The sequence below is a fragment of the Amycolatopsis aidingensis genome (assembly GCF_018885265.1).
Lineage (GTDB): Bacteria > Actinomycetota > Actinomycetes > Mycobacteriales > Pseudonocardiaceae > Amycolatopsis > Amycolatopsis aidingensis.
The window spans coordinates 413,611-434,747 of sequence record NZ_CP076538.1; the positions used below are offsets into that span (position 1 = coordinate 413,611).

General features: G+C 71.5%; 15 protein-coding genes and 1 tRNA gene. 7 read left to right on the forward strand and 9 right to left on the reverse strand.

Annotated elements, in window-relative coordinates; translation table 11 throughout:
- Positions 1–62 precede the first annotated feature (62 nt).
- From KOI47_RS02115 to KOI47_RS02125, 3 genes are all read left to right on the forward strand, one after another.
- Complete coding sequence (locus tag KOI47_RS02115) at positions 63–1,871, forward strand: dynamin family protein (protein WP_216213352.1); 1,809 nt, start codon at positions 63–65, stop codon at positions 1,869–1,871.
- Positions 1,868–3,310 carry a hypothetical protein gene (locus tag KOI47_RS02120; RefSeq protein ID WP_232376487.1) on the forward strand — a complete coding sequence of 481 codons (1,443 nt, stop codon included), beginning with the start codon at positions 1,868–1,870 and terminating at the stop codon, positions 3,308–3,310. The genes KOI47_RS02115 and KOI47_RS02120 overlap by 4 nt, the downstream gene beginning before the upstream one ends.
- 162 nt (positions 3,311–3,472) lie before the next feature.
- Positions 3,473–5,899 (forward strand): endonuclease/exonuclease/phosphatase family protein, encoded by a 2,427-nt coding sequence (locus tag KOI47_RS02125; protein WP_216217021.1) that lies wholly within the window; start codon positions 3,473–3,475, stop codon positions 5,897–5,899.
- A gap of 111 nt (positions 5,900–6,010) precedes the next feature.
- On the opposite strand, the gene KOI47_RS02130 is transcribed toward KOI47_RS02125, so the two are convergent.
- The 5 genes from KOI47_RS02130 to KOI47_RS02150 form a co-directional block, all read right to left on the reverse strand.
- On the reverse strand, positions 6,011–6,376 hold the full coding sequence (locus KOI47_RS02130; RefSeq protein WP_216213353.1) for a hypothetical protein: 366 nt from the start codon (positions 6,374–6,376) through the stop codon (positions 6,011–6,013).
- Positions 6,373–9,138 (reverse strand): FtsK/SpoIIIE domain-containing protein, encoded by a 2,766-nt coding sequence (locus KOI47_RS02135; RefSeq protein ID WP_216217022.1) that lies wholly within the window; start codon positions 9,136–9,138, stop codon positions 6,373–6,375. Before KOI47_RS02135 ends, KOI47_RS02130 begins: the two co-directional genes overlap by 4 nt.
- Before the next feature lie 12 nt (positions 9,139–9,150).
- Entirely contained in the window at positions 9,151–9,396 is a 246-nt protein-coding gene (locus KOI47_RS02140; protein ID WP_216213355.1) for a hypothetical protein, read from the reverse strand.
- Positions 9,397–9,399: 3 nt separating this feature from the next.
- The gene (locus tag KOI47_RS02145) at positions 9,400–9,660 is read right to left on the reverse strand and encodes a hypothetical protein (protein ID WP_142000026.1); all 261 of its coding nucleotides are present in this window, start codon (positions 9,658–9,660) and stop codon (positions 9,400–9,402) included.
- A 171-nt stretch (positions 9,661–9,831) separates the two neighbouring features.
- A tRNA-Ser gene (locus KOI47_RS02150) sits at positions 9,832–9,918 on the reverse strand.
- A gap of 544 nt (positions 9,919–10,462) precedes the next feature.
- On the opposite strand from KOI47_RS02150, the gene KOI47_RS02155 reads away from it, so the two are divergent.
- The 3 genes from KOI47_RS02155 to KOI47_RS02165 all read left to right on the forward strand — a co-directional run bounded on the left by KOI47_RS02155 (position 10,463) and on the right by KOI47_RS02165 (position 16,309).
- Positions 10,463–11,320 (forward strand): isocitrate lyase/PEP mutase family protein, encoded by an 858-nt coding sequence (locus KOI47_RS02155; RefSeq protein WP_216213357.1) that lies wholly within the window; start codon positions 10,463–10,465, stop codon positions 11,318–11,320.
- Positions 11,321–11,414: 94 nt separating this feature from the next.
- On the forward strand, positions 11,415–12,392 hold the full coding sequence (locus KOI47_RS02160) for a bile acid:sodium symporter family protein (RefSeq protein ID WP_232376489.1): 978 nt from the start codon (positions 11,415–11,417) through the stop codon (positions 12,390–12,392).
- Entirely contained in the window at positions 12,389–16,309 is a 3,921-nt protein-coding gene (locus tag KOI47_RS02165) for a Pls/PosA family non-ribosomal peptide synthetase (RefSeq protein WP_216213361.1), read from the forward strand. Before KOI47_RS02160 ends, KOI47_RS02165 begins: the two co-directional genes overlap by 4 nt.
- Here the strand turns inward: KOI47_RS02165 and KOI47_RS02170 are convergent.
- Positions 16,251–16,688, reverse strand: a complete 438-nt coding sequence (locus tag KOI47_RS02170) for a winged helix-turn-helix transcriptional regulator (RefSeq protein ID WP_216213362.1) — start codon at positions 16,686–16,688, stop codon at positions 16,251–16,253. The genes KOI47_RS02165 and KOI47_RS02170 overlap by 59 nt on opposite strands.
- A gap of 75 nt (positions 16,689–16,763) precedes the next feature.
- On the opposite strand from KOI47_RS02170, the gene KOI47_RS02175 reads away from it, so the two are divergent.
- The gene (locus tag KOI47_RS02175; protein ID WP_216213365.1) at positions 16,764–17,213 is read left to right on the forward strand and encodes a PaaI family thioesterase; all 450 of its coding nucleotides are present in this window, start codon (positions 16,764–16,766) and stop codon (positions 17,211–17,213) included.
- Positions 17,214–17,233: 20 nt separating this feature from the next.
- On the opposite strand, the gene recD2 is transcribed toward KOI47_RS02175, so the two are convergent.
- The 3 genes from recD2 to KOI47_RS02190 form a co-directional block, all read right to left on the reverse strand.
- The gene (gene recD2, locus KOI47_RS02180) at positions 17,234–19,423 is read right to left on the reverse strand and encodes an SF1B family DNA helicase RecD2 (protein WP_216213368.1); all 2,190 of its coding nucleotides are present in this window, start codon (positions 19,421–19,423) and stop codon (positions 17,234–17,236) included.
- A 66-nt stretch (positions 19,424–19,489) separates the two neighbouring features.
- Complete coding sequence (locus tag KOI47_RS02185) at positions 19,490–20,221, reverse strand: SIS domain-containing protein (RefSeq protein ID WP_216213372.1); 732 nt, start codon at positions 20,219–20,221, stop codon at positions 19,490–19,492.
- A 188-nt stretch (positions 20,222–20,409) separates the two neighbouring features.
- A complete protein-coding gene (locus tag KOI47_RS02190) occupies positions 20,410–21,129 on the reverse strand; it encodes a TetR/AcrR family transcriptional regulator (RefSeq protein WP_232376490.1) in 720 nt (239 codons plus the stop codon).
- Positions 21,130–21,137 lie beyond the last annotated feature (8 nt).

Here is a 21,137-nt window from a genome sequence, read left to right on the forward strand (position 1 = left end):
GGGTCGGCCGAGATGGCGGGCCCGGCTCCGTTCACCGGCTGTAAAGGGGGACACTCGGCTCGATGACCGCACCGCCGTGGCTCGACGTGCTCGACGACACGGTCCGGGCCTGCACCACCCACCAGCGCCCGGACCTGGTCCAGCGGTTGCGGGAAAGACGAGCCCAGCTGCTGGACGGCCAGCTGCGGGTGGCGGTCCTCGGCCAGGCGGGCCAGGGCAAGAGCCAGCTGATCAACGCACTGGTCAACGCGCCGGTGTGCGCCACGGGGGACGACCACACCACCACCGTGCCCGCGATCGTCCGGCATGCGGACAGCCCGGCCGCCGTGCTGGTGACCGATCCGGTGCCTGATGCCGGCACCGGCGGGCCGCCCGCGCTGGAGGCCACCGCTGGCAGGCGGACCGTGCCCATCGAGTCGGCCACCGCGCTGGCCAACCGCGAGGCCGCTGGCGGCGTGCTGCGCGCCGAGGTCGGCCTGCCCCGCAAGCTGCTGTCCAGCGGACTCGCGCTGATCGACACGCCACCCGCGGTGGATCCCGGTGCGCTGCCATCGGCCGACGCGACCCTGCTGGTCTCCGACGCCACCAGGGAGCTGTCCACCGGCGAGCTGGACCTGCTGGCCGGGGTGCTCGAGCTGTGCCCGACCGTGGTGGTCGTGCTGACCAAGATCGACCTGGTGGCGAACTGGCGGCGGGTGGCCGAGCGCAACCGGGCCCGGCTGGCCAGGGACGGGCTGCGGGCACCCGTCGTCCCGGTCTCGGCGAACCTGCGGCTGGCCGCGGCCCGTGCCGGGGACAGGGAACTGGCGGCCGAATCCGGGTTCGGCGAGCTGGTCCGGCTGCTCAGCCAGGACCTCGCCGGGCAGGCCGAGCTGCTGGCCCGCCGTTCGGTGGCCGCGCTGGCCGGGCTGGCCGTCGAGCAGCTGGCCGACCAGGTGCGCGCCGAGTACACCGTGACCCAGCAGGCGGACACCGCGGAGCTGACCGCGCGCTGGCACGCCGCGAGCAGGGAACTGGAACGGTTGCAGCGGGAGTCGGCCCGCTGGCAGACCCTGCTTTCCGACGAGGTGGCCGACCTCACCTCCGATGTGGAGTTCGACCTGCGCGAGCGGACCCGCCGGATCCTGCACGAGGTGGACGACTATTTCGAGGTCGCCGACCCGGCGAAGAACTGGCCGGAGTTCGCGGAATGGCTGCGGGAGAACCTGACCGCCGTGGCCGAGGCCAACTCCGGCTGGCTGCTCGACCGCTTCGACTGGATCACCCGCAGGCTGGCCCGGCTGGTCGCGCGGGACACGGCGGACTCGCTGCCCGAGTCCGCAGGTCGCGACGGCGCCTTCGACCACGTCGGCGAGCTGCGGATGCCCGCGGTGGAACGGTTCGGCATCGGGCAGAAGCTGTTCGTCGGCATGCGCGGCTCCTACAGCGGCCTGCTGATGTTCGGGCTGGCCAGCACCGTGGCCGGGCTGACCCTGATCAACCCGATCTCCATCGGCGCCGGGGTCGCGTTCGGTGCGAAGAGCGTGTTCGAGGAGCGGGGCAACCGGCTCAAACGCCGCCAGTCCGCGGCGAAGAACGCAGCGCACCGCTACGTCGACGACTTCTTTCTCGGCTACGGCAAGCACAGCAAGGACACCACCCGGCTGATCCACCGGGCCCTGCGCGACCGGTTCGCCGGGGTGGCGGAGGAGCTGCGGGCGGAGATCTCCGAGTCCGCCAAGGGGATCAAGCGTCTCATCGACGCCGAGACCACCGAGCGCGCGGCGCGGGCGCAGCAGCTCAAACTCGGTATGGACGAGCTGACCCTGCTGCGCAGGCGGGTGCACGCGCTCGGCACGGTCCCCGCAGCCCGGCGCGAGCTGACCGCGTGAGCGGTTCGGGGGGCCCGGCGCTGGCGCGGCGCACGAGGGTGCTGCTGGAACAGGCGCTGGAGCTGTACCGCGACAGCGCGCGGGCCACCACCTGGCTGCGGCGGCATCTGGCCAGGCTGGACGACCCGCTGCGGCTGGCCGTGCTGGGCCCGCAGTCCTGCGGCAAGTCGACCCTGGTGAACGCGCTGGCCGGGGAGCGGGTCGCGCCGATCGAGGTGGCGGGCTGGCAGCCGCCCGCCTGGTACCGGGCGGCCCCGGAAGCACGGGCGGTCGGCTACCCGCGGTCCGCGCCCCCGTTCGAGCTGGCCGTGCGGCGGGCGGAGCAGGAGGTGTGGCTGGACGGCGAGGCGGCCCCCGGCCCGGTGGACCGGGTGGAGCTGGACTGGCCGAACCGTGCCCTGCGCGAGCTGACCCTGGTGGACACCCCCGGGCTCGATCGTGCCGAGGCCGCGCCGGTGGTGGAGGGGGTCAGCACCGAGGCCGACGCCGTGCTGTTCCTGCTGCCCAACCCGGCGCAGGCGGATCTCGGCTTCCTGCGCGCGACCCGCCAGCACCCGATCGCGCGGGCGGCGCCGGTGCACGCGCTGGCCGTGCTGTCCAGGGCCGACGAGCTCGGCGGTGGCCGGGTGGACGCACTGATCTCGGCGCGGAAGGTCGCACGGCGGCACCGCAGGGAGGGCGAGACCGGCCTGCTGTGCCAGGACGTGGTTGCCGTCGCCGGGCTGCCCGCGGCCGCGGGCCGGACCCTGCGCGAGCCGGAGTTCGCGGCGCTGGCCGAGCTGGCCAGGGTGCCGAAGGCGGAACTCGAGCCGTACCTGCTGTCCGCGGACCGGCTGGCGGGGCCGGAGTTCCCCGCCCCGGTGGACGCGGGCACCCGCGCCGGGCTGCTGGAGCGGTTCGGGCTGTTCGGGGTGCGGCTGGCGAGCACCCTGCTGCGCCGTGAGGCCGGCAGCCAGGCCGAGCTGGCCGCGCGGCTGGTGGCGCGCAGCGGGCTGGACGAGCTGCGCGAGTCCGTCGGCCGGTACCTCACCGGCAGACGGCCGGTGCTCAAGGCGCGGGCCGCGCTGATCGCGCTGGAGGTGGTGCTGCGGATGGAACCCCGCCCGGGGTCCGCCGCGCTGGCCGCCGAGCTGGAGCGGGTGGTTGCCGGGGCGCACGAGTTCCGCGAGCTGCGGGCCCTCGCGGAGTTGCGCGGTGGCCGGGTCACCCTGCCCGATGAGCTGCGGGACGACGCGCTGCGCCTGCTCGGCGACGAGGGCCAGGCCCCCGCGGAGCGGCTGGGCATGGCGGACGCCGAGGCCGCCGAGGACGGAGTGCTCCGGCAGGCCGCGGCCGTGGCCCTGCGCCGCTGGCAGCAGCACGCGGAGAATCCCGCCCTCGGCGCAGCCGCCCGCCGTACCGCCCACACCCTCGTCCGCACCTGCGAGGGCCTGCTCTGAGCAGGCCACTCACAGCAGTGGCGCTGGGTAACCGTTGTGCGCATGTCTTCCGTCGTTCACCCGTCTGGGTAAGGATGCCCCGAACGCAACCTTGCGATGAGAGGACAACCCGTGACCCTGCCCGCAAGACGTGGCGCCCTCGCGGGTGCCGCCGCCGTCACGATGACCCTGAGCCTGGTCGCCGCCCCGGTGGTACAGGCAGCGCCGAGTACCGGTGCGGTGATCGCCGAGGTCTACGGCGGAGGCGGCAACTCCGGGGCCACGCTGACCCACGACTTCGTCGAGCTGACCACGGTCGGCGACACCGGGGTAGCCCTGGACGGCTGGAGCGTGCAGTACCTGCCCGCCGCGCCGAGCGAGCGCAGCCAGTGGCAGGTCACCGAGCTCACCGGCAGTGTCCAGCCGGACGGCAGCTACCTGGTCGGCCAGGCCAGGGGCGCCGGCGGCTCGACCCCGCTGCCGGAGCCGGACGCCGAGGGCCGGATCGCGATGAGCTCCCGCGCGGGCACCGTGGCGCTCGTCGCCGGCACCGCCAAGCTGACCTGCCTGACCGCGGCGGACTGCGCCGCCGACACCCGCATCGTGGACCTGGTCGGCTACGGCGACGCCGTGGTGCGGGAGGGATCGCCTGCGCCGGGGACGGACAACACCACCTCGGTCGCCCGCACCGGGCCCGCCGACACCGACGACAACGCCGCGGACTTCACCGAGGGCGAGCCGAACCCGCGCAACGCGGCGGGGGAGACCCCCGGCGGGGACGAGCCCGATCCGGTCACCGCCCGGATCCACGACATCCAGGGCACCACCCGGATCTCCCCGCTGGACGGCGAGCGGGTCACCGGGGTCACCGGGGTGGTCACCGCGACAAGGACCTTCGGCTCCAGCAGGGGTTTCTGGTTCCAGGACCCGGAACCGGACGCCGACCCGCGCACCAGCGAGGCCCTGTTCGTCTATACCGGCGACACCGGGTTCGCGCTGTCCCCCGGCGACGCGGTCAGCGTGACCGGCACGGTCAAGGAGTACTACCCGGACTACTCGGAAGACTCGAAGTACCAGTCGCTCACCGAACTCGGTAACGCGGAGTGGACGGTGACCTCCTCGGGCAACCCGGTTCCGGAAGCCACGGTGATCCAGCCGGACACCGTTCCGGACGAGCTCACCGCGCTGCCGGGCGGGAACATCGAGCCGCTGGAGCTGCGGCCGGACACCTACGCGCTGGACTTCTGGGAGGCGCGGGAGAGTGAGCGGGTCAGTGTCGCCGACGTGCGGGTGGTCGGGCCGAGCACGCGATACAACGAGCTGTACGTGACCACGAAGCCGGAGCAGAACCCCAGCGCCCGCGGGGGCACCGTGTACCTGGGTTATGACCGGCCGAACACCGGCATTCTCAAGGTGGAGTCGCTGATTCCCTTCGCCGAGCGGCCGTTCCCGCGGGCGAACACCGGGGACACGCTCTCCGGCCGCACCGCGGGCCCGGTGGAGTACGACCAGTACGGCGGGTACACCCTGTTCGCCAGCGAGCTCGGCAAGGTCACCGACAACGGGCTGGAGCGGGAGACCACCCGCCGCCAGCGCAGCGGTGAGCTCGCGGTGGCCACCTACAACCTGGAGAACCTCTCGGCGGTCAATGAGCAGGCCAAGTTCGACGAGCTGGCCGGCGGCATCGTGCACAACCTCGCCAACCCGGACATCGTCACGCTGGAGGAGATCCAGGACGACAACGGCCCGGACGGCAGGGGCGACGGCGTGGTCGGTGCCGAGCAGACCCTTGGCAGGCTGGTGGCTGCGATCGAGGCCGCGGGCGGCCCGCGGTACGAGTGGCGGCAGATCGACCCCCAAGACCTCGCCGACGGTGGCCAGCCTGGCGGCAACATCCGGGTCGGCTTCCTGTTCAACCCGGAACGTGTATCCTTTGTGGATCGTCCGGGCGGGGACGCGACCACCCCGGTCGAGGTGGTGACCGAGCGGGGCGAGCCACGGCTTTCCGTCTCGCCGGGCCGGATCGACCCGGCCAACGCGGCATGGGAGGACAGCCGCAAACCGCTGGTCGGCGAGTTCGTCTTCGGTGGCCGTACGGTGTTCGTGGTGGCCAACCACTTCGCCTCCAAGGGCGGGGACGAGCCGACCCACGGCCGGTTCCAACCGCCGACCCGTGGCTCCGAGGTGCAGCGGATCAAGCAGGCGGAAGTGGTCCGCGCCTTCGCCGACGACCTGCTGGCCGCCGACCCGCGGGCCAACCTGGTGGTGGCAGGCGACCTGAACGACTACCCGTTCTCGCCCGCCGTGCGCACGCTGACCGAGGGCGGCGCGCTGGAAGCGCTGATGAACACGCTGCCGGAGCGCGAGCGGTACAGCTACATCTACGAGGGCAACTCCCAGGTGCTGGACCACGTGCTGGTCTCGGACGCCCCGCGCGGGGTGGACTACGACGTGGTGCACATCAACGCGGAGTTCGCCGAGCAGGCCAGTGACCACGACCCGCAGGTGGTCCGCTTCCGCCCGAGCACCGGAAACCCGGTCTCGGACGCGCTGAACGACCTGCTGGACTGGCTGGAGCGTATCTTCGGCTGCCTCCCGCACCGGTCCTGAACCAGCGGCGGCACGCCGAGCGCACCCCCGCGCTCGGCGTGTTTGCCGCCCACATACGCGTGTTTGCCCGCCACGCGCGTGGGTTTGCCGTTCCCGTACGTGCGGGCCGCCTCAGCGGGCGCGCCAGCCGAGGCTGAGGATGGCGTGGTTCAGTTCCTGGTAGGCGGGCCGCACATCCTCGAGGTAGCGGTCCAGCCACTCGCCCCTTGCCGAGTCGATCGGCTCCGGGGCCGCCCCGGCCTCCAGCCAGGACAACCGGTCGATGTTGTCGGCCGCCATCCGCCACCAGCGGTTCGCCCGTTCGGCGGTGGTCTGCTCTCGCTCGACGGCGGCGGCGACCTCGGCCTCGGCGGTGGCCCGCGCGGCGGCCAGCTCGTCGGCCCGGTTCAGCTCCCAGGACCGCAGGTCGTCCGCGGCCTTGCGGGCCAGCCCGATGATCTCCTTGTACCGCATCGCGGCCGTGCTGCCTTCGGTCATTCCTCGTCTCCCGGATCCGGTTGGTGGAAGGGAATGATCACCTCGGGCGCGCTGTGCGTGCTGCGATCGAAGAACAGCGCGCGGCCAGGGCGCGGCGCCCAGTGCACCACCTGGCCCGCGCAGAACGGGCTGAGCTCGCTGCCCTGCACGTCCAGCGCGGCCCAGGCGCCGATGTCGTCGGTCCCGGTGAAGCCCAGGGTGTCCTTCAGTCTGCTGACCCCGCGCCACCAGCCGAGTACGTGCAACCCGTTGGCGGGTCCCTGCTTGAGCAGCACACGCAACTGGTCCAGCCCGCTGGCCTGGCCGGGTGACTTCTGCTCCAGCGCGGGCAGCGCCGCGTCCACGCCGTACAGCGTCACGATCCGTTTGATGTCTACATCGGACAGATCATCGGCGAGGGCGTGTACCCGTCCGGAGAGATCGGCCGGTGCCACCAGCTCCACCTTGTGCCCCGCACCGGCCAGCCAGTCGCACAGGCCGCTGACCGCCTCGGTGCAGGTCTCCACCAGGCAGCTGAGCACGAACACGGCCTCGCCGGGCTGGTACTGGCGGGCGAGCGAGCGCACCGCAGAGTTCAGAATGGACAGTGCTTCCTTCTGCGTGGTACCGAGCACCGCCACGTTGCGGCCGGGGGCGCCGGACAGCTCCACCCCGCGGGCGGACTCGGTGACCTCGATGGACTGGCCGAGCAGCGCCTTCGGCCTGCTCACGTACTCCAGTTCGGTGAACGCGCGGGACTCCTCCAGCACCGGAGCGTGCGCCCCGTCGAACAACCGGGGCCGCTGGGACGAGGCGGCATAACGTTCCCACAGCCGTTGCTGCAAGCCGGGGAAAACGCCCTTCGCGCTAGCGTCCGGGATATGCGCGAGCTGGTTGCCGTGCGCCACCCCGGAGTCGTGGTTGACCACGGCATGCCACTTCGGCGCGGACACCGCGGCCTGGTTGGTCTCGGACAGCACCCGGCGCGCCTTGGGCATCGCGATCCGCAGCGTGCACTGCTCGAAGACCGCGGGCTTGCCCCAGAACGCCTCGATCCCGGCCACGTCCTGGCTGGCCAGCACCAGGTGGATGCCCTGCGAGCGGCCGCGCCGGGCGATGTCCTCCAGCAGCGAGGTGGCCAGCGCGGTGACCGTGTCCCGGCCCGCGAACAGGTACTGGAACTCGTCGATCACCGCGACGATCCGTGGCCAGTGCCCATCCGGGTCCTGCTCGCGCAGCTCGGCGAGGTGGGTCACCTCGTGGTCCTTGGCCGCGGCCGAACGCCTGCGCAGCTCGTCGGCGAGGAACCGCAGCAGCGCGAGCCCGAACTCCCGGTCGGTGTTCACGTTCACCCCGACCAGCCGGGCATGTGGCAGCCAGCTCTCGTCCTTGCGGCCCGGCGCGAGCCCGGCGAAGGACACGCCTTCCTTGAAGTCCAGCAGGTACAGCGCGAACTCCTCCGGCGAGTAGCGCGCGCACAGGCTGCCGAGCAGGGCGTACAGGAAGTTGGTCTTGCCGGAGCCGCTCGGCCCGCCGATCAGTGCGTGCGGGCTGGCGTCACCGATCACCACCTCCACCGGCTCGCCCTCGTAGAACCCGACCGGGGCGCGCAGTTCCCTTGCCGAGCGATCCTTGCCGAGCTCGGTTGGCAGCAGGTCGGCGAAGGAGCGCGGACCGCCCTGCTTGGCGATGAGCGCCTCGGCGATCCGGCTCGCCGCGGTGCCGACCTGCCCGGCAGGCAGCGGCCGGTCCAGCCGGACCACCAGGTCGGAACCGGTCATGCTGGTGATCGCGTGCCGCTCGTCGAGCAGGCTGATGCTCTCCACCGCGCCGCCGAGCGCGGTCGGCACGTCCACCAGGATCAGCGAGATGCCCGCGGCGAGCGCCCCGGAGGCCACCCGCTTCAGCTCGCGCAGCTGCTCGGGTTGCAGTTCCTCGCCGTTGCCGTAGAGCACGGCGATCCGCCATGGTTCGATCCGCCGCCCGGTGTCCCTGCGCGCGGCCTGCAACGAGGTGTACCCCGCCTGCATGGTGTGCGCGTGGATCCGCCGGATGTGCCCGGCCAGCTCGTCCAGCAGGTCGACCAGCCGGGTCGGGTCGTGCACGGTGAGCGCGCTGGTGCGGCTCAGGGCGTAGAAGTTCGGCAGCACCGCGGTGAGCTGCCCGACGTCCCAGAGGTGCACCCGCACCGCGCCGGGCTCGAAGGTGCTGAGCACCCGGATCAGCAGGTTCTCCACCAGCGCGTCGATGCTCGGGCGGGTCTTCGGCGCGGAGGTGATGGAAAGGTGCGACTCGTCCAGCAGCGGGACCGCGACATCGAAGGTCAGCTCGGTGCCGGGGGTGCGGCCGGTGTCACCTCCATCCACCACGGCCGAGCCGATCCGCCACAGCTCCGGGGCGATCACCCCGCTGTGCGTTCCGACCCGGCCGAGCCACTCGCCAGGGGGTTTGCCCGCGGCGCCGGGAGCACTGGCCGCGACCAGCTCCCGCAACCGGTTCGGCCCGTCGGACCATTCCCCGTAGAACTGCTTACGGACCGTGTCCAGCCAGGCGAACACCCCGGCCATCTCCGGTTCGTTCGCCCGCTCGACGACCCGCGGGTCCGCCGCGGCCTGCTCGATCCCGGCCTGGACGATCGACTGCTCCAGCTCCAGCTTGGCGAGCTGGTTCTCGGCCGACTTCCTGGCATTCGTCGCCGCACCAAGGGCGAGCCCGATCTGCTTGCGCAGCTGATCCAGCGCGGAGATCACCCGCGCGCGTTGCTCGCCGGCCTTCCTTCCGATCACGCGGGTCACCTACAGCCGTGCTTCATAGCGGGTCAACAGCTCGTCCGCGTTGTCCAGCCTTCCGGTCTGGGTGTCGAGTTGGTCGAAGGCCTTGGCCAGTTGCGGCGGGAGCCAGGGTTGGGCCTGTGCTTGCGCATCCACGATGGCGCGCCGGGATTCCTGCAGCAACCCTCGGGCCCGATCGAAGTGCGCCCGCGCGTCGTCCATCCCGCCGTGCACCGCGGCGAGCAGGTGGCGCAGCTCGTCCAGCGACATCGGCTACAGCCGCGCGGAGTACGAGTCGGCCGAGGAGATGCAGGCCTGGATCGTGCTCTGGGTGCCGTTGATGCCTTGCAGGGCTTCGGCGAGCAGCCCGTGTGCCTGGTTCACCTCGGCCTGGGTGCTGCCTGAGGTCGCCGCGGCCAGTGACTGCTGGGCTTCCTCCAGGGCTTGGGCGGCCTGTTGCAGGGCGGCAATGCTGGCGGAAGCCTTCTCGTTCGCGAGGGCGATCCCCGCGCGGATCTCTTCCACTCCGGGCATGGGGCGGACTCCTTGGAGCTGGGTAGGTCTACCTTCAACAAACCTAGCGTGACCGGGCGATTCCGGACAGACGGCGGGTGGGTGTTCGACTGGTCCTATGGGGGTTCTCCCCCGCGAATATGGCTGGCGGCGTGTCCCGAGGTTGTCTCGGGACACGCCGCCAGCCAGGTGCGGAGGATACGGGATTCGAACCCGTGAGGGCTTTCACACCCAACACGATTTCCAATCGTGCGCCTTAGGCCGCTCGGCCAATCCTCCGCGGAAGAGAGTAGCAGAGTGGCCCCTGACCTGCGGATACGGGGTCTGAGCTGCGATGACGGGATACGCGCCGCCGCGGGCGCGGGGACCGTGGCCGTCGCGTGCGGGCCGCCGGACGGCCGTACCGGGCCGCGCCGGGGAGCCGCCGCGCGCCTGGTGAACGATTGGTGAACGAATGGTGGCCATCCCGGTGCTGCCGGAGTGACCCGCTTTGCGTTTTCCGGTGGAGATCCGCTGGTGGGCGGCCGATTCGGCGGTTCAATTCAGACAATTGAAAAATACCGCTTTCCCTGGTGGTGTGCGGTGTTTCGTTCATTTCCTGGGATGTGCACCACCTCCCTTGACCCTTCCCGGTCGGGTACTCAAGATGAAAGCCGTTCGGTTTTGGCGCGTACCGCGGTATCGGCAGAAGCATCCACGCTGCCACGCCTTACTTGCGAGTGCACCAGTGATCACGGCCTTCCCGTGGCGTAGCGGGAGCGGGGTCCGATTTGTTGCGGACCTCATTGATTGAAATATGTACCAACAACCCCGAGGAGGGGCAATGCGCCCTGGGCAGAATTTACGGAACAATGTTTCAGAAGGTGGCGTAACGCCGCTTATCGGAGTCTTCGACATGTTCTCCGCGTCGGTGGCGGCGCAGCACTACGACGGGTTCTTCGTGTCCGGGTTCGGCTTCGCCGCGTCGTACTACGGGCTGCCGGATATCGGGTTCATCGCCTGGCCGGACATCGTGAGCTTCGTCCAGCGGCTGCGCCTCGCCTTTCCAGGGCATCACCTGCTGGTGGACATCGATGACGGCTATGTCGACCCGGAGGTGGCCTGCCACGTGGTCGAGCACCTGGAGGCGATCGGTGCCTCCGGGGTGATCCTCGAGGACCAGAAGCGCCCCCGGCGCTGCGGCCATGTGGAGGGCAAGCAGGTGCTGCCGCTGCCGGAGTACCTCGAGAAGCTGGAGCTGGTGCTGCGAACCCGCCGCGACCTGCTGGTGGTGGCCCGCACGGACGCCACCGAGGAAGCCGAGATCCTGCGCAGGGCCGAGGCGCTGGCGGCGACCGACGCCGACGTCATCCTGGTCGACGGCGTGCGCAGCGCGGACTGGATCACCAGGATCCGTTCGGTGATCGGGGACAAGCCGCTGCTGTTCAACCAGATCGCGGGCGGGAAGTCCCCGCGGCTCTCGCTGTCGGAGCTGGAACGGCTCGGTGTGGACGTCGCGATCTACAGCACGCCCTGCCTGTTCGCCGCGCAGTCGGCGATGGACCGGGCGCTGACCGCGCTGAAGCACAACGACGGCCGGTTGCCGCAGGGCGAGGACCAGGTCGGCGTCGCAGAGTCGCTGCTGCTGCTCGAGCAGAACATCAGCAGGCACCACCCGAAGCCGGCGCTGGTCGGCAGCTGAGGCAATCCGGCGCCAGGGCGGTCCCGGCGCACCAGCCATGCGCCGGGGCCGCCCGGTCCGGGAGGAGGCTCCCATGATCCATCCACTGAAACACGTGAGTCGGTTTGTCGATCCCTATCTCCTGGCGCTCCTCGGCACGGTCGCGCTGGCCTCGGTGCTGCCCGCGCGGGGCGCCGGTACCGCGGTCGTGGACGGCGGCGCGGATATCGCGGTCGGTCTGCTGTTCTTCCTCTACGGCGCCCGGCTCTCGCCGCGCGCGGTGGCCGACGGGGTGCGGCACTGGCGACTGCACCTGGTGGTGTTCGCCAGCACCTTCGTGCTCTTCCCGCTGCTCGGCCTTGCCGCGCACGCGCTGGTGCCCGCGGTGCTCACCAGTGAGCTCTACGTCGGGCTGGTGTTCCTGTGCGTCCTGCCATCCACCGTGCAGTCCTCGATCGCCTTCACCTCCATCGCCAGGGGCAACGTCCCCGCGGCCATCTGCAGCGCCTCGCTGTCCAACCTGGCCGGGATCGTGCTCACCCCGGTGCTGGTCGGCCTGTTGCTGGCCACCAGGGGTGGTATCTCCGCGCAGCCGATGCTGGACATCGGCGTGCAACTGCTGCTGCCGTTCGCGGCCGGGCAGCTGCTGCGGCGCTGGATCGGGGAGTGGATCACCCGCAACCGGCGGGTGCTCGGGTATGTGGACCGCGGCTCGATTCTGCTGGTGGTGTACTCGGCGTTCAGCCAGGGAGTGCAGGCCGGGATCTGGCAGCAGTTGCCGGTGCCGCGGCTCGGCGCGCTGCTCGCGGTCAGCGCGGCGCTGCTCGGGCTGGTGCTGCTGGTCACCAGTGGCAGCGCACGCTGGCTCGGTTTCAACCTCGAGGACCGGATCGCGATCGTGTTCTGCGGCTCGAAGAAGAGCCTGGCCAGCGGGGTTCCGATGGCGGCGGTGCTGTTCGCCGACCAGGGCGTCGGGCTGATCGTGCTGCCGCTGATGCTGTTCCACCAGCTTCAGCTGATGGTCTGCGCCGTGCTGGCCCGGCGCTATGCCAATGCCAGGACGGCGCTCGCACCGGTACCGGTGGCGTCATGACCACCGTCGCCGGGAGGAGTCTGCGCGGCCTGCGAACCGTGTTCGAAGCCACCCGCGCCGTCCGGCCGGATGCCGTGGCGCTGGAGTGCGGGGCGAGCAGTCTGACCTACGCCGAGCTGGACGTACGCGCCAACCGCCTCGCGCACTACCTCGCCGCGGCCGGGGTGCGGCCAGGCGGCAGGGTCGGCATCCGGCTGCCCCGGTCGGTGGATGCCTACGTCGCGCTACTGGCCGTGGTGAAGGCGGGCGCGGTCTTCGTCCCGATCGACCCGGCCGCCCCGCCGGACCGGGTCACCTTCATTGCCGCGGATGCCGCGCTGTCCCTCCTGCTCTGCGCCGAACCGCCCGCGCGCACCCCGCCGTGCCCGGTGCTGCGGATGTCCGAGATCGAGCCGCGGGTGGCGGGCTACCCGCCCTGGCAACCGGAACCCGAACCGGTACCGGACGCGGCCGCCTACGTCATCTACACCTCCGGCTCCACCGGGAGGCCCAAGGGGGTGGAGGTGGCCCAGTCCAGCATCATGCACTTCCTGGAGGTGGCGACCCCGATCTACCGGGTGTGCCCCGGTGACCGGGTCTACCAGGGGATGACCCTCGCCTTCGACTTCTCGATCGAGGAGATCTGGCCGACCTGGGCGGTGGGCGCGACGCTGGTAGCCGGTCCGGAGGGCGAGGGGCGGTTCGGCGCGGGACTCGCCACCTTCCTCGCCGAGCGCCGGATCACGGTGCTGTACTGCGTGCCCACCGTGCTGGCCACCCTGGACGCCGAGCTGCCCGCGCTGCGCACCGTGATCGTCGGCGGGGAGGCTTGCCCGGCTGAGCTGGTACGCCGGTGGAGCAGGGTCGGCAGGCTGATGCTGAACACCTATGGCCCGACCGAAACCACGGTGACAGCTACCTGGGCCGAACTGCACCCTGGGCGGCCGGTCACCATCGGCAGGCCGTTGCCCGGATACCGGGTCGAACTCCTTGACGAGCACCTGCGCCCGGTGCCGGACGGCACGGTCGGCGAGATATGCGTCAGCGGGCCGGGGGTGGCCAGGGGCTACCTGAACCGGCCCGAGCTGACCGCGGAGCGGTTCCGCCGCACCGAACACGGCCGGGTCTACCGGACCGGGGACCTCGGGCGGGTGCTGCCGGGCGGGGAGATCGCCTTTCTTGGCCGGGCGGACAGCGAGGTGAAGATCCGGGGGCATCGGGTGGACCTGCAGGAGGTCGAGGGCCTGCTGCTCGCCGACGATGCGGTGACCGGTGCCGCGGCCAAGCCGCTGTCCGGTGGCACCGGGCTGGCCGCCTATGTGACCACCGGTGTCGCGGCCCCGGACCTGCCTGCCCGGCTGCTGGAGCTGCTGCGCCGGAACCTGCCCGGCTACCTGGTGCCCAGTCATCTCGAGGTGCTGGACACGTTGCCGACGCTGCCGAGCGGGAAGGTCGACCGGGGCGCGCTGCCCGAGCCCGGCGGGGGACGGACGCTCCCGCGCTCAGGTCCGGTCCTCGCCCCTGCCACTCCCGCCGAGCGCGCGATCGTCACGGTCTGGGCCGAGGTGCTGGACCTCGCGCCCGAGCGGGTGTCGGTGACCGCGGACTTCTTCACCGATCTCGGCGGGCACTCGCTGCTGGCGACCACGGTGGTTGGGCGGCTGCGTGCCGAGGGGACGGCGCCAGGGCTTTCGGTTGCCGAGCTGTACGCCAAGCCCACGGTTCGTGGGCTGGCAGGCACGATCGAACGGCACGGTCCTCGGGAAAGGACGGTCGAGCCAGACGCTCTCGTACCCCGCCGCGGGGTCGTGGCCCGAGCCGGGCTGGCGCAGCTGGCCTGCAGGCTGGCCTTGCTGCTCCTGATCGGCGCGCCGGTGGCGGCGGTGGTCGCCGTCCGGGGTGGCGCGCCGGACGCGACCGTGCTGTGGCAGGGCGGGCTGGTGGCGCTGGCGAGCCTGTTACCGGGTCGGTTGCTGCTTCCGATCCTCGGGGTGCGGCTACTGAGCGCGGGTTTGCGGCCGGGCGACTACCCGCTGTGGGGCGGTACCCATGTGCGGGTCTGGCTGATCGGGCAACTCCTGGCGCTGGCGCCGCTCGGCTCGCTCGGCGGTTCGCCGCTACTCGGCCCGTACCTGCGGGCACTCGGGGCCAGGGTCGGCGCAGGCTGCCAGCTTGCCACCGCTGGGATCACCCTGCCGTCCCTCACCGAGATCGGCGCCGGCGCCGCGGTGGGCTACGGCGCACGGCTGGAGACGGTGCGGGTGACGGGCGGGGTGCTGACCCTGGGCCACGTCTGCCTCGGCGCACGGGCCTTCGTGGGCGCTGGTGCCGTGCTGGCGCCCGGTTGCCGGGTGGCAGACGGCGGGCAGCTGGCCGAGCATTCGCTGCTGGCAGCCGGGCAGTCCGTGCCGCCAGGCAGGCGGTGGACCGGTTCGCCTGCCGCCAGCGATGACCCGGACCCGGTGCTGGCGGCGGTGGAGCGGTTGCCCGCCGTGCCGCCATGGTCCGGCAGGCTGCTGCTCGGGTTCGCGGTGAGCTGGCTGGCCGTGGAGCTGCTGCCGTTCGCGGCCGCGGTGCCCGGCCTGCTGCTGGTGTGCCGGGCACTGGCCGGTGGTGCCGGTGCGGCCCTGCTGGCCGCACTGGCCGCGGGGCCGCTGTTCGTGTTCACTACCTGTCTGCTGGTGCTTGCCGGAAAGCACGCCGTGCTGCGCAGGACGCCGACCGGGATCCTGCCTGCGCGTTCCGCGCTCGGGGTGCGCAAGTACCTCAGTGACAAGTTGCTGGAGATCAGCCTGGCGACCACCCCGACGCTGTACGCCACCCTCTACACGGTCGGGTGGTTGCGCGCCCTCGGCGCGCGGATCGGTCCACGGTCCGAAGTGTCCACCGTGGCTCATATCGACCCGGATCTGCTGCGGCTCGGCGCGGAGTGCTTCCTCGCCGATCAGGTGATGGCCGGGCCTGCCGTCCACCACCGTGACTACCTGGTACTCGGAAACACCACAATGGAGCGACGTTCCTTTGCCGGGAACGCCGCGCTCGCGCGGTCCGGCAGCCTGCTCGGCGCCGGATCGCTGGTCGGCGCGCACAGCCTGGCACCGCGGCACGCACCCACGGGGACGTCCTGGATCGGCTCCCCGCCGATCCGGTTGCCGCGCCGGGAGAGCAGCCCGGATTTCGCCGAGGAGCTGACCTTCCGGCCCGCGCCGGGGCGGGTGGCAGGCAGGCTGGCGATCGAGTTCCTCCGGGTGGTGCTCCCGGCCACCGTACTGGCGGTCGCGGTGCTCGGCGGCTTCCTCGTCCTGCTCGCCGCCGGGCGCTCCGGCGGCCTGCTTGCCGCCGTGGTGCTGGCCCCGGTTTTGCCGCTCGTCGCCGGACTCGCGGTCGTGCTCGTTGTCGTCTGTCTCAAGTGGATCATCGTCGGGCGGTACCGGCCACGAGTGGAACCGCTGTGGGGAACCTTCGTCCGGCGGACCGAGCTGATCACCGGGCTGTACGAGGCGGCGGCGGTGCCTGCGTTGCTCGGCGCGCTCGCCGGGACCCCGCTGCTGCCGGTGTTGCTGCGGCTGTTCGGCGCCCGGATCGGCAGGCGGGTGTGGCTGGCCAGCACCTTCCTCACCGAGTTCGACCTGGTGCGGATCGGCGACGATGCCGCCATCGGTCCGCTGACCTCGTTGCAGACGCACCTGTTCGAGGATCGGGTGATGAAGATGTCCACCGTCGCCGTGGGCGCGGGCGCGAGCATCGGACCGCGTTCGGTGGTGCTCTACGACGCGGTGATCGGCGCGGGCGGGAACCTGGACGCGTTGTCCCTCGCGATGAAGGGGGAGCGGCTCGAGCCGGGGACCGACTGGCGCGGGATCCCCTGCCGTGCGGTGTTCAGTGCGCCACCCGCATGTCCCGCGCGCGCACCGGTTCGCCGCAGGCCGGGCAGGTGAGCCGCGGGGTCACCGTGGTCTCGCAGGCGCGGTGGGTCAGCCGCACCGGCGGGCCCTCCTCGCCGGCCATCCACCGGTCGCCCCAGGCCATCAGGGACACCACGACCGGGTAGAGGTCCAGCCCCTTCTCGGTGAGCCGGTACTCGAACCGGTCCGGCCGCCGGGCGTAGCGGGTCCGGTGCAGCACCCCGTCCTCGGTGAGCGCGCGCAGCCGCTCGGCCAGCACCGGTCGCGGCGCACCGGTCCGCCGCTGGAAGTCCTCGAACCGCCGGGTGCGGTTGAAGGCCTCGCGCAGCACCAGCATGGTCCAGCGCTCGCCGACGACCGACAGGGCGCGGGCCACCGAGCAGTCCTCGTTCCGGATCTCCGACCAGCGCATGTGACCGATACTACCTTGCCGGTTAGAAAAGTGAACTTATAGGGTTCAGTTTCCTAACCCGCTTGGGAGGACGCCATGACCGCCGTGGACCCCGCCGGTATGTCCGGACTGGAACTGCTCCGCCTCGCCAGCACGCTGCCCGAGGAGCAGCGCCCGCCGGGTATCGGTTCGCTGCTCGGCATGGAGATCGAGGAGGTCGAGGAGGGCAGGGTGGTCTTCGGGCTGCGGCCCCGCCCGGAGTTCGCCAACCCGCTCGGCACGGTGCACGGCGGGATCCCGTCCACGGTGCTGGACTCCGCGATGGCCTGCGCCGTGCACACCACGTTGCCCGCCGGTGCCGGGTACACCTCGCTGGAGCTGAAGGTCAACTTCGTCCGCACGATCCGGCTGGACGAGGAGTGGATCCGCGGCGAGGGCACCGTGATCCATGTCGGCACCCGCACCGCCACGGCGGAGGGCCGGATCACCGATGCGGCGGGGCGGTTGCTTGCGCACGGCACTACCACCTGCATGCTGTTCCGCTGACCTCGCTGCCGGAACGCGGCCTACCCTGGCGCCTCCTGTAACCGGTGCGCGAGGCCGGTGTGCCTGCGTCCCGCGCCGACCGCGCGCACCGCCTGCCCGATGGCCTTCTTCGAGCCCACCAGCACGACCAGCTTCTTCGCCCGGGTCACCGCGGTGTAGAGCAGGTTGCGCTGCAACATCATCCACGCGCTGGTGGTCACCGGGATCACCACGCAGGGGTACTCGCTGCCCTGCGAGCGATGGATGCTCACCGCGTAGGCGTGGGCGAGCTCGTCCAGCTCGGTGAACTCGTACTCCACCTCCTCCTCGTCATCGGTGCGCACGATGAGCTGCTGCTCGTCAAGGTCGACCCGGACGACCACTCCCTGGGTGCCGTTGAACACCCCGTTCGCGCCCTTGTCGTAGTTGTTGCGCAGCTGGGTGACCTTGTCCCCGGCCCGAAAGACCCGCCCGCCGAACCTGCGCTCCGGCAGGTCGGGCCGGGGCGGGGTCAGGGCCTCCTGCAACAGGGCGTTCAGCGCGCCTGCCCCCGCGGGGCCGCGGTGCATCGGGGCCAGCACCTGCACGTCCCGCCGCGGGTTCAGGCCGAACTTGGCCGGGATACGCCGGGCCACCACGTCCACCGTCAGCTTCGCCGCCTCCTCCGGATCGTCCACATTGAAGTGGAAGAAGTCCGGAAGCCCTTTGGTGAGCGGGTATTCCCCGGCGTTGATCCGGTGCGCGTTGGTGACGACGCCGGACTCGCCAGCCTGGCGGAAGATCTGGGTCAGCCGCACGTGCGGCACCGGCGTTCCAGGGGCGAGCAGGTCGCGCAGCACCTCACCGGCGCCGACCGATGGGAGCTGGTCCACGTCTCCGACCAGCAGCAGGTGCGTGCCGGGGGCGATGGCCTTGGCCAGCTTGTTGGCCAGCAGCAGGTCCAGCATGGAAGCCTCGTCCACCACGACGAGATCGGCCTCCAGCGGCCGGTCCCGGTCGTATGCGGCGTCCCCACCCGGCTTGAGCTCGAGCAGCCGGTGCACGGTCGCCGCCTCGTGCCCGGTGAGTTCGGTGAGCCGCTTGGCCGCACGCCCGGTTGGCGCGGCCAGCACGATCTTGGCCTTCTTCGCGGCGGCGAGCAGCACGATGGAGCGTACGGTGAAGCTCTTGCCGCAACCGGGCCCGCCGGTGAGCACCGAGATCCGCTCGGTGAGTGCCTGCCGGACCGCGGACTCCTGCTCCGGGGCCAGTTCGGTGCCGGTCCGGCCGTGCAGCCAGGACAGCGCCTTCGCCCAGTCGACGCCCGCGAAGGCGGGCAGCCGGTCGGCGCTGGTGCGCAGCAGCCGCAGCAGCTGGGCGGAAAGCGAGATCTCCGCGCGATGGAAGGGCAGCAGGTAGATGGCTCGCACCTCTTCGCCGTCCGCGTCGGGGATCTCCTCGCGCGCCACGCCCTCCTCATCCACCAGCTGCGCCAGGCAGTCGATCACCAGTCCGGTGTCCACCTGCAGGATCTTGATCGCCTCGGCGATGAGTTCCTGGTCCGGCAGGAAGCAGTGCCCGTTGCCGGTGGCCTCGGAGAGGGTGAACTGCAGGCCGGCCTTGATCCGTTGCGGGCTGTCGTGCGGGATGCCTACCGCCTTGGCGATCGTGTCGGCGGTCTTGAACCCGATTCCCCACACGTCCGTTGCCAGCCGGTACGGCTCGGTGCGCACGACCTCGATCGAGGAGTCGGCGTACTGCTTGTAGATCCGCACGGCCAGTGAGGTGGACAGCCCGATGCCCTGGAGGAAGACCATCACCTCCTTGATGGCCTTCTGCTCCTCCCACGCCTTCGCGATCAGCGCGGTGCGTTTCGGCCCGAGTTTGGGTACCTCGATCAGCCGGTCCGGCTCGTGCTCGATCACCTCGAGCGCGCCGACCCCGAAGTGGTCGACGATCTTCTCCGCGAGCTTCGGGCCGATGCCCTTGATCAGCCCGGAACCGAGGTAGCGGCGCACCCCCTGCACCGTCGCGGGCAGCACGGTGCTGTAGTCCTCGACGTGGAACTGCTTGCCGTACTGCGGATGTGAGCCCCACCGGCCGACCATCCGCAGCGCCTCACCCGGCTGCGCGCCCAGCAGCGAGCCCACGACGGTGACCAGGTCACCCCCGCGGCCGGGATCCACCCTGGCGACGGTGTAGCCGGTGTCCTCGTTGGCGAAGGTGATCCGTTCCAGCGTCGCTTCCAGCACAGACCCACGAAACGGTTGCGGCACGCCTTACACCTACCACGCCACGGCCGCGTGCGGGCGCACCCGTCAGCGCAGCGTGGCCAGCTCCGGGATCCGCTCGCCGTAGCGGGCGAGCAGGTCGGCGTTGCGCTCGTCCCCGCCGGGCACGTTGGAGCTCGTCCACACCGGAAGCCGGACGCCACGCTCGTCCGCGAGGTCGTGCAGCCGTGCCAGCAGCATGGACCACAGGTACGCGCCGAGGATGGTGGATACCGCGCAGGTACGCGGCTCCTCGCCCGGGTACACCACGTCGCCGGGCGGCACACCGGTGTCCAGCACGATGGTGGCGTGGTCGGCCAGCCTGCTGCCCGCGCGGTCGGTGGCCTCCGCCGAGGCGGGCAGCGAGGTCACCGCGAGTACCGGCACGTCCCTTGCCCGCGCCTCCTTGGCAATCTCCACCGGGTAGGGGTTCCGGCCGCTGGTGGAGAACACCACCATGACGTCCGGCGGTACCGGCGCCGCCGACTGCACCAGCGCCCGCCCGCGGCCGAACTCCCGCTCGGCGTCCGTGCTGCGCAGCGCGCCGGTCAGCGGCAGCACCGCCGGTTCCCACAGCGGGCGTACCGCGGCCAGGCCGCCCGCCCGGTAGAAGGTCTCGCACACCATCGCCAGCGAATGACCCGCACCGGCCGCGTGCACCACCCCGCCGCTCTCGATGGCGTTCAGCACGAGCCCGGCGGCAGCGGGAATCGCTTCCGCACAACCCTGGTCCAGGTCATCCAGCAGCGATCGGATGCGTTGACGAGCTACTTCGGCCATCGGCGAGGTGCCTCCTCGGGAAGTCGGCGCGGTGGTTTTGCGGCGCGGCGGCGGTTCGGGGGGCAACGCTAGGGACAGCGGGACAATTTGTCCAGACCAATACATTCACGGTCAACATAATGCTGATATGAGCCGTTCGGCCTAGCTGTGTTCGAGAAGGCGCGATCGTGACGCACGGCGCACCGGGCTCAGTGGGGATTGGGGTCCAGCAGGTCGATTCCGGCACTGTCCGGCAACGGTCGCTCCGGGTCGGGCCGCAGCCCGCGCTCGCCGAGCATGCCCTCGATCAACCGCCACACCGACCGGGCCAGCTCGGCGGTGAACTGCTCGGCCGTGCCGCCTTCCGCCTCGGCCAGCCACCGGCCGATCGCGGCCTCGACGAAGGCGACCAGCCCGAAGGCGAACGGTTCCATGCCGCGCTCGTCCAGGCCCGCCGCGCGCAGGGCCCCGGCGAGCAGCCTGCCGAGGTTCACCGCGAACGTCCCGGTGAAGTCGGTGATCGCGTCGCCGCGGCCGGCGGGATCCCGGCGGGAATGCCGGACCAGGTAGCGGTAGAGCTGCCGGTGGGTGCCGAGCCAGCGCACGATGGTGTCGATCGCCGAGGTGATGATCTCGTTCGGCGAGCCCCCCGCCCGCCAGACCGGGGCCAGCTCGGCCATCAGCCGCCGCACGATGCGCTGGCACACCGTGTGCTGCAGGTCGGCCTTGCCCTCGAAGTGCCGGTACAACCGGGGCCGGGCGACCCCGGCTTCCGCGGCGATCTGTTCGGTGAGCACGTCCGGGCCGTACCGTTCGATCGCGGTGATCGCGGCCTCGGCGAACTCGGCACGCCTGCGCTCGCGCTGCCCCTCCCAGCGGGTGGCTCGGCCGTCCGGCCTGCCCGTGCTGCCCTTCACTCCACCTGCCACCTCCGCAA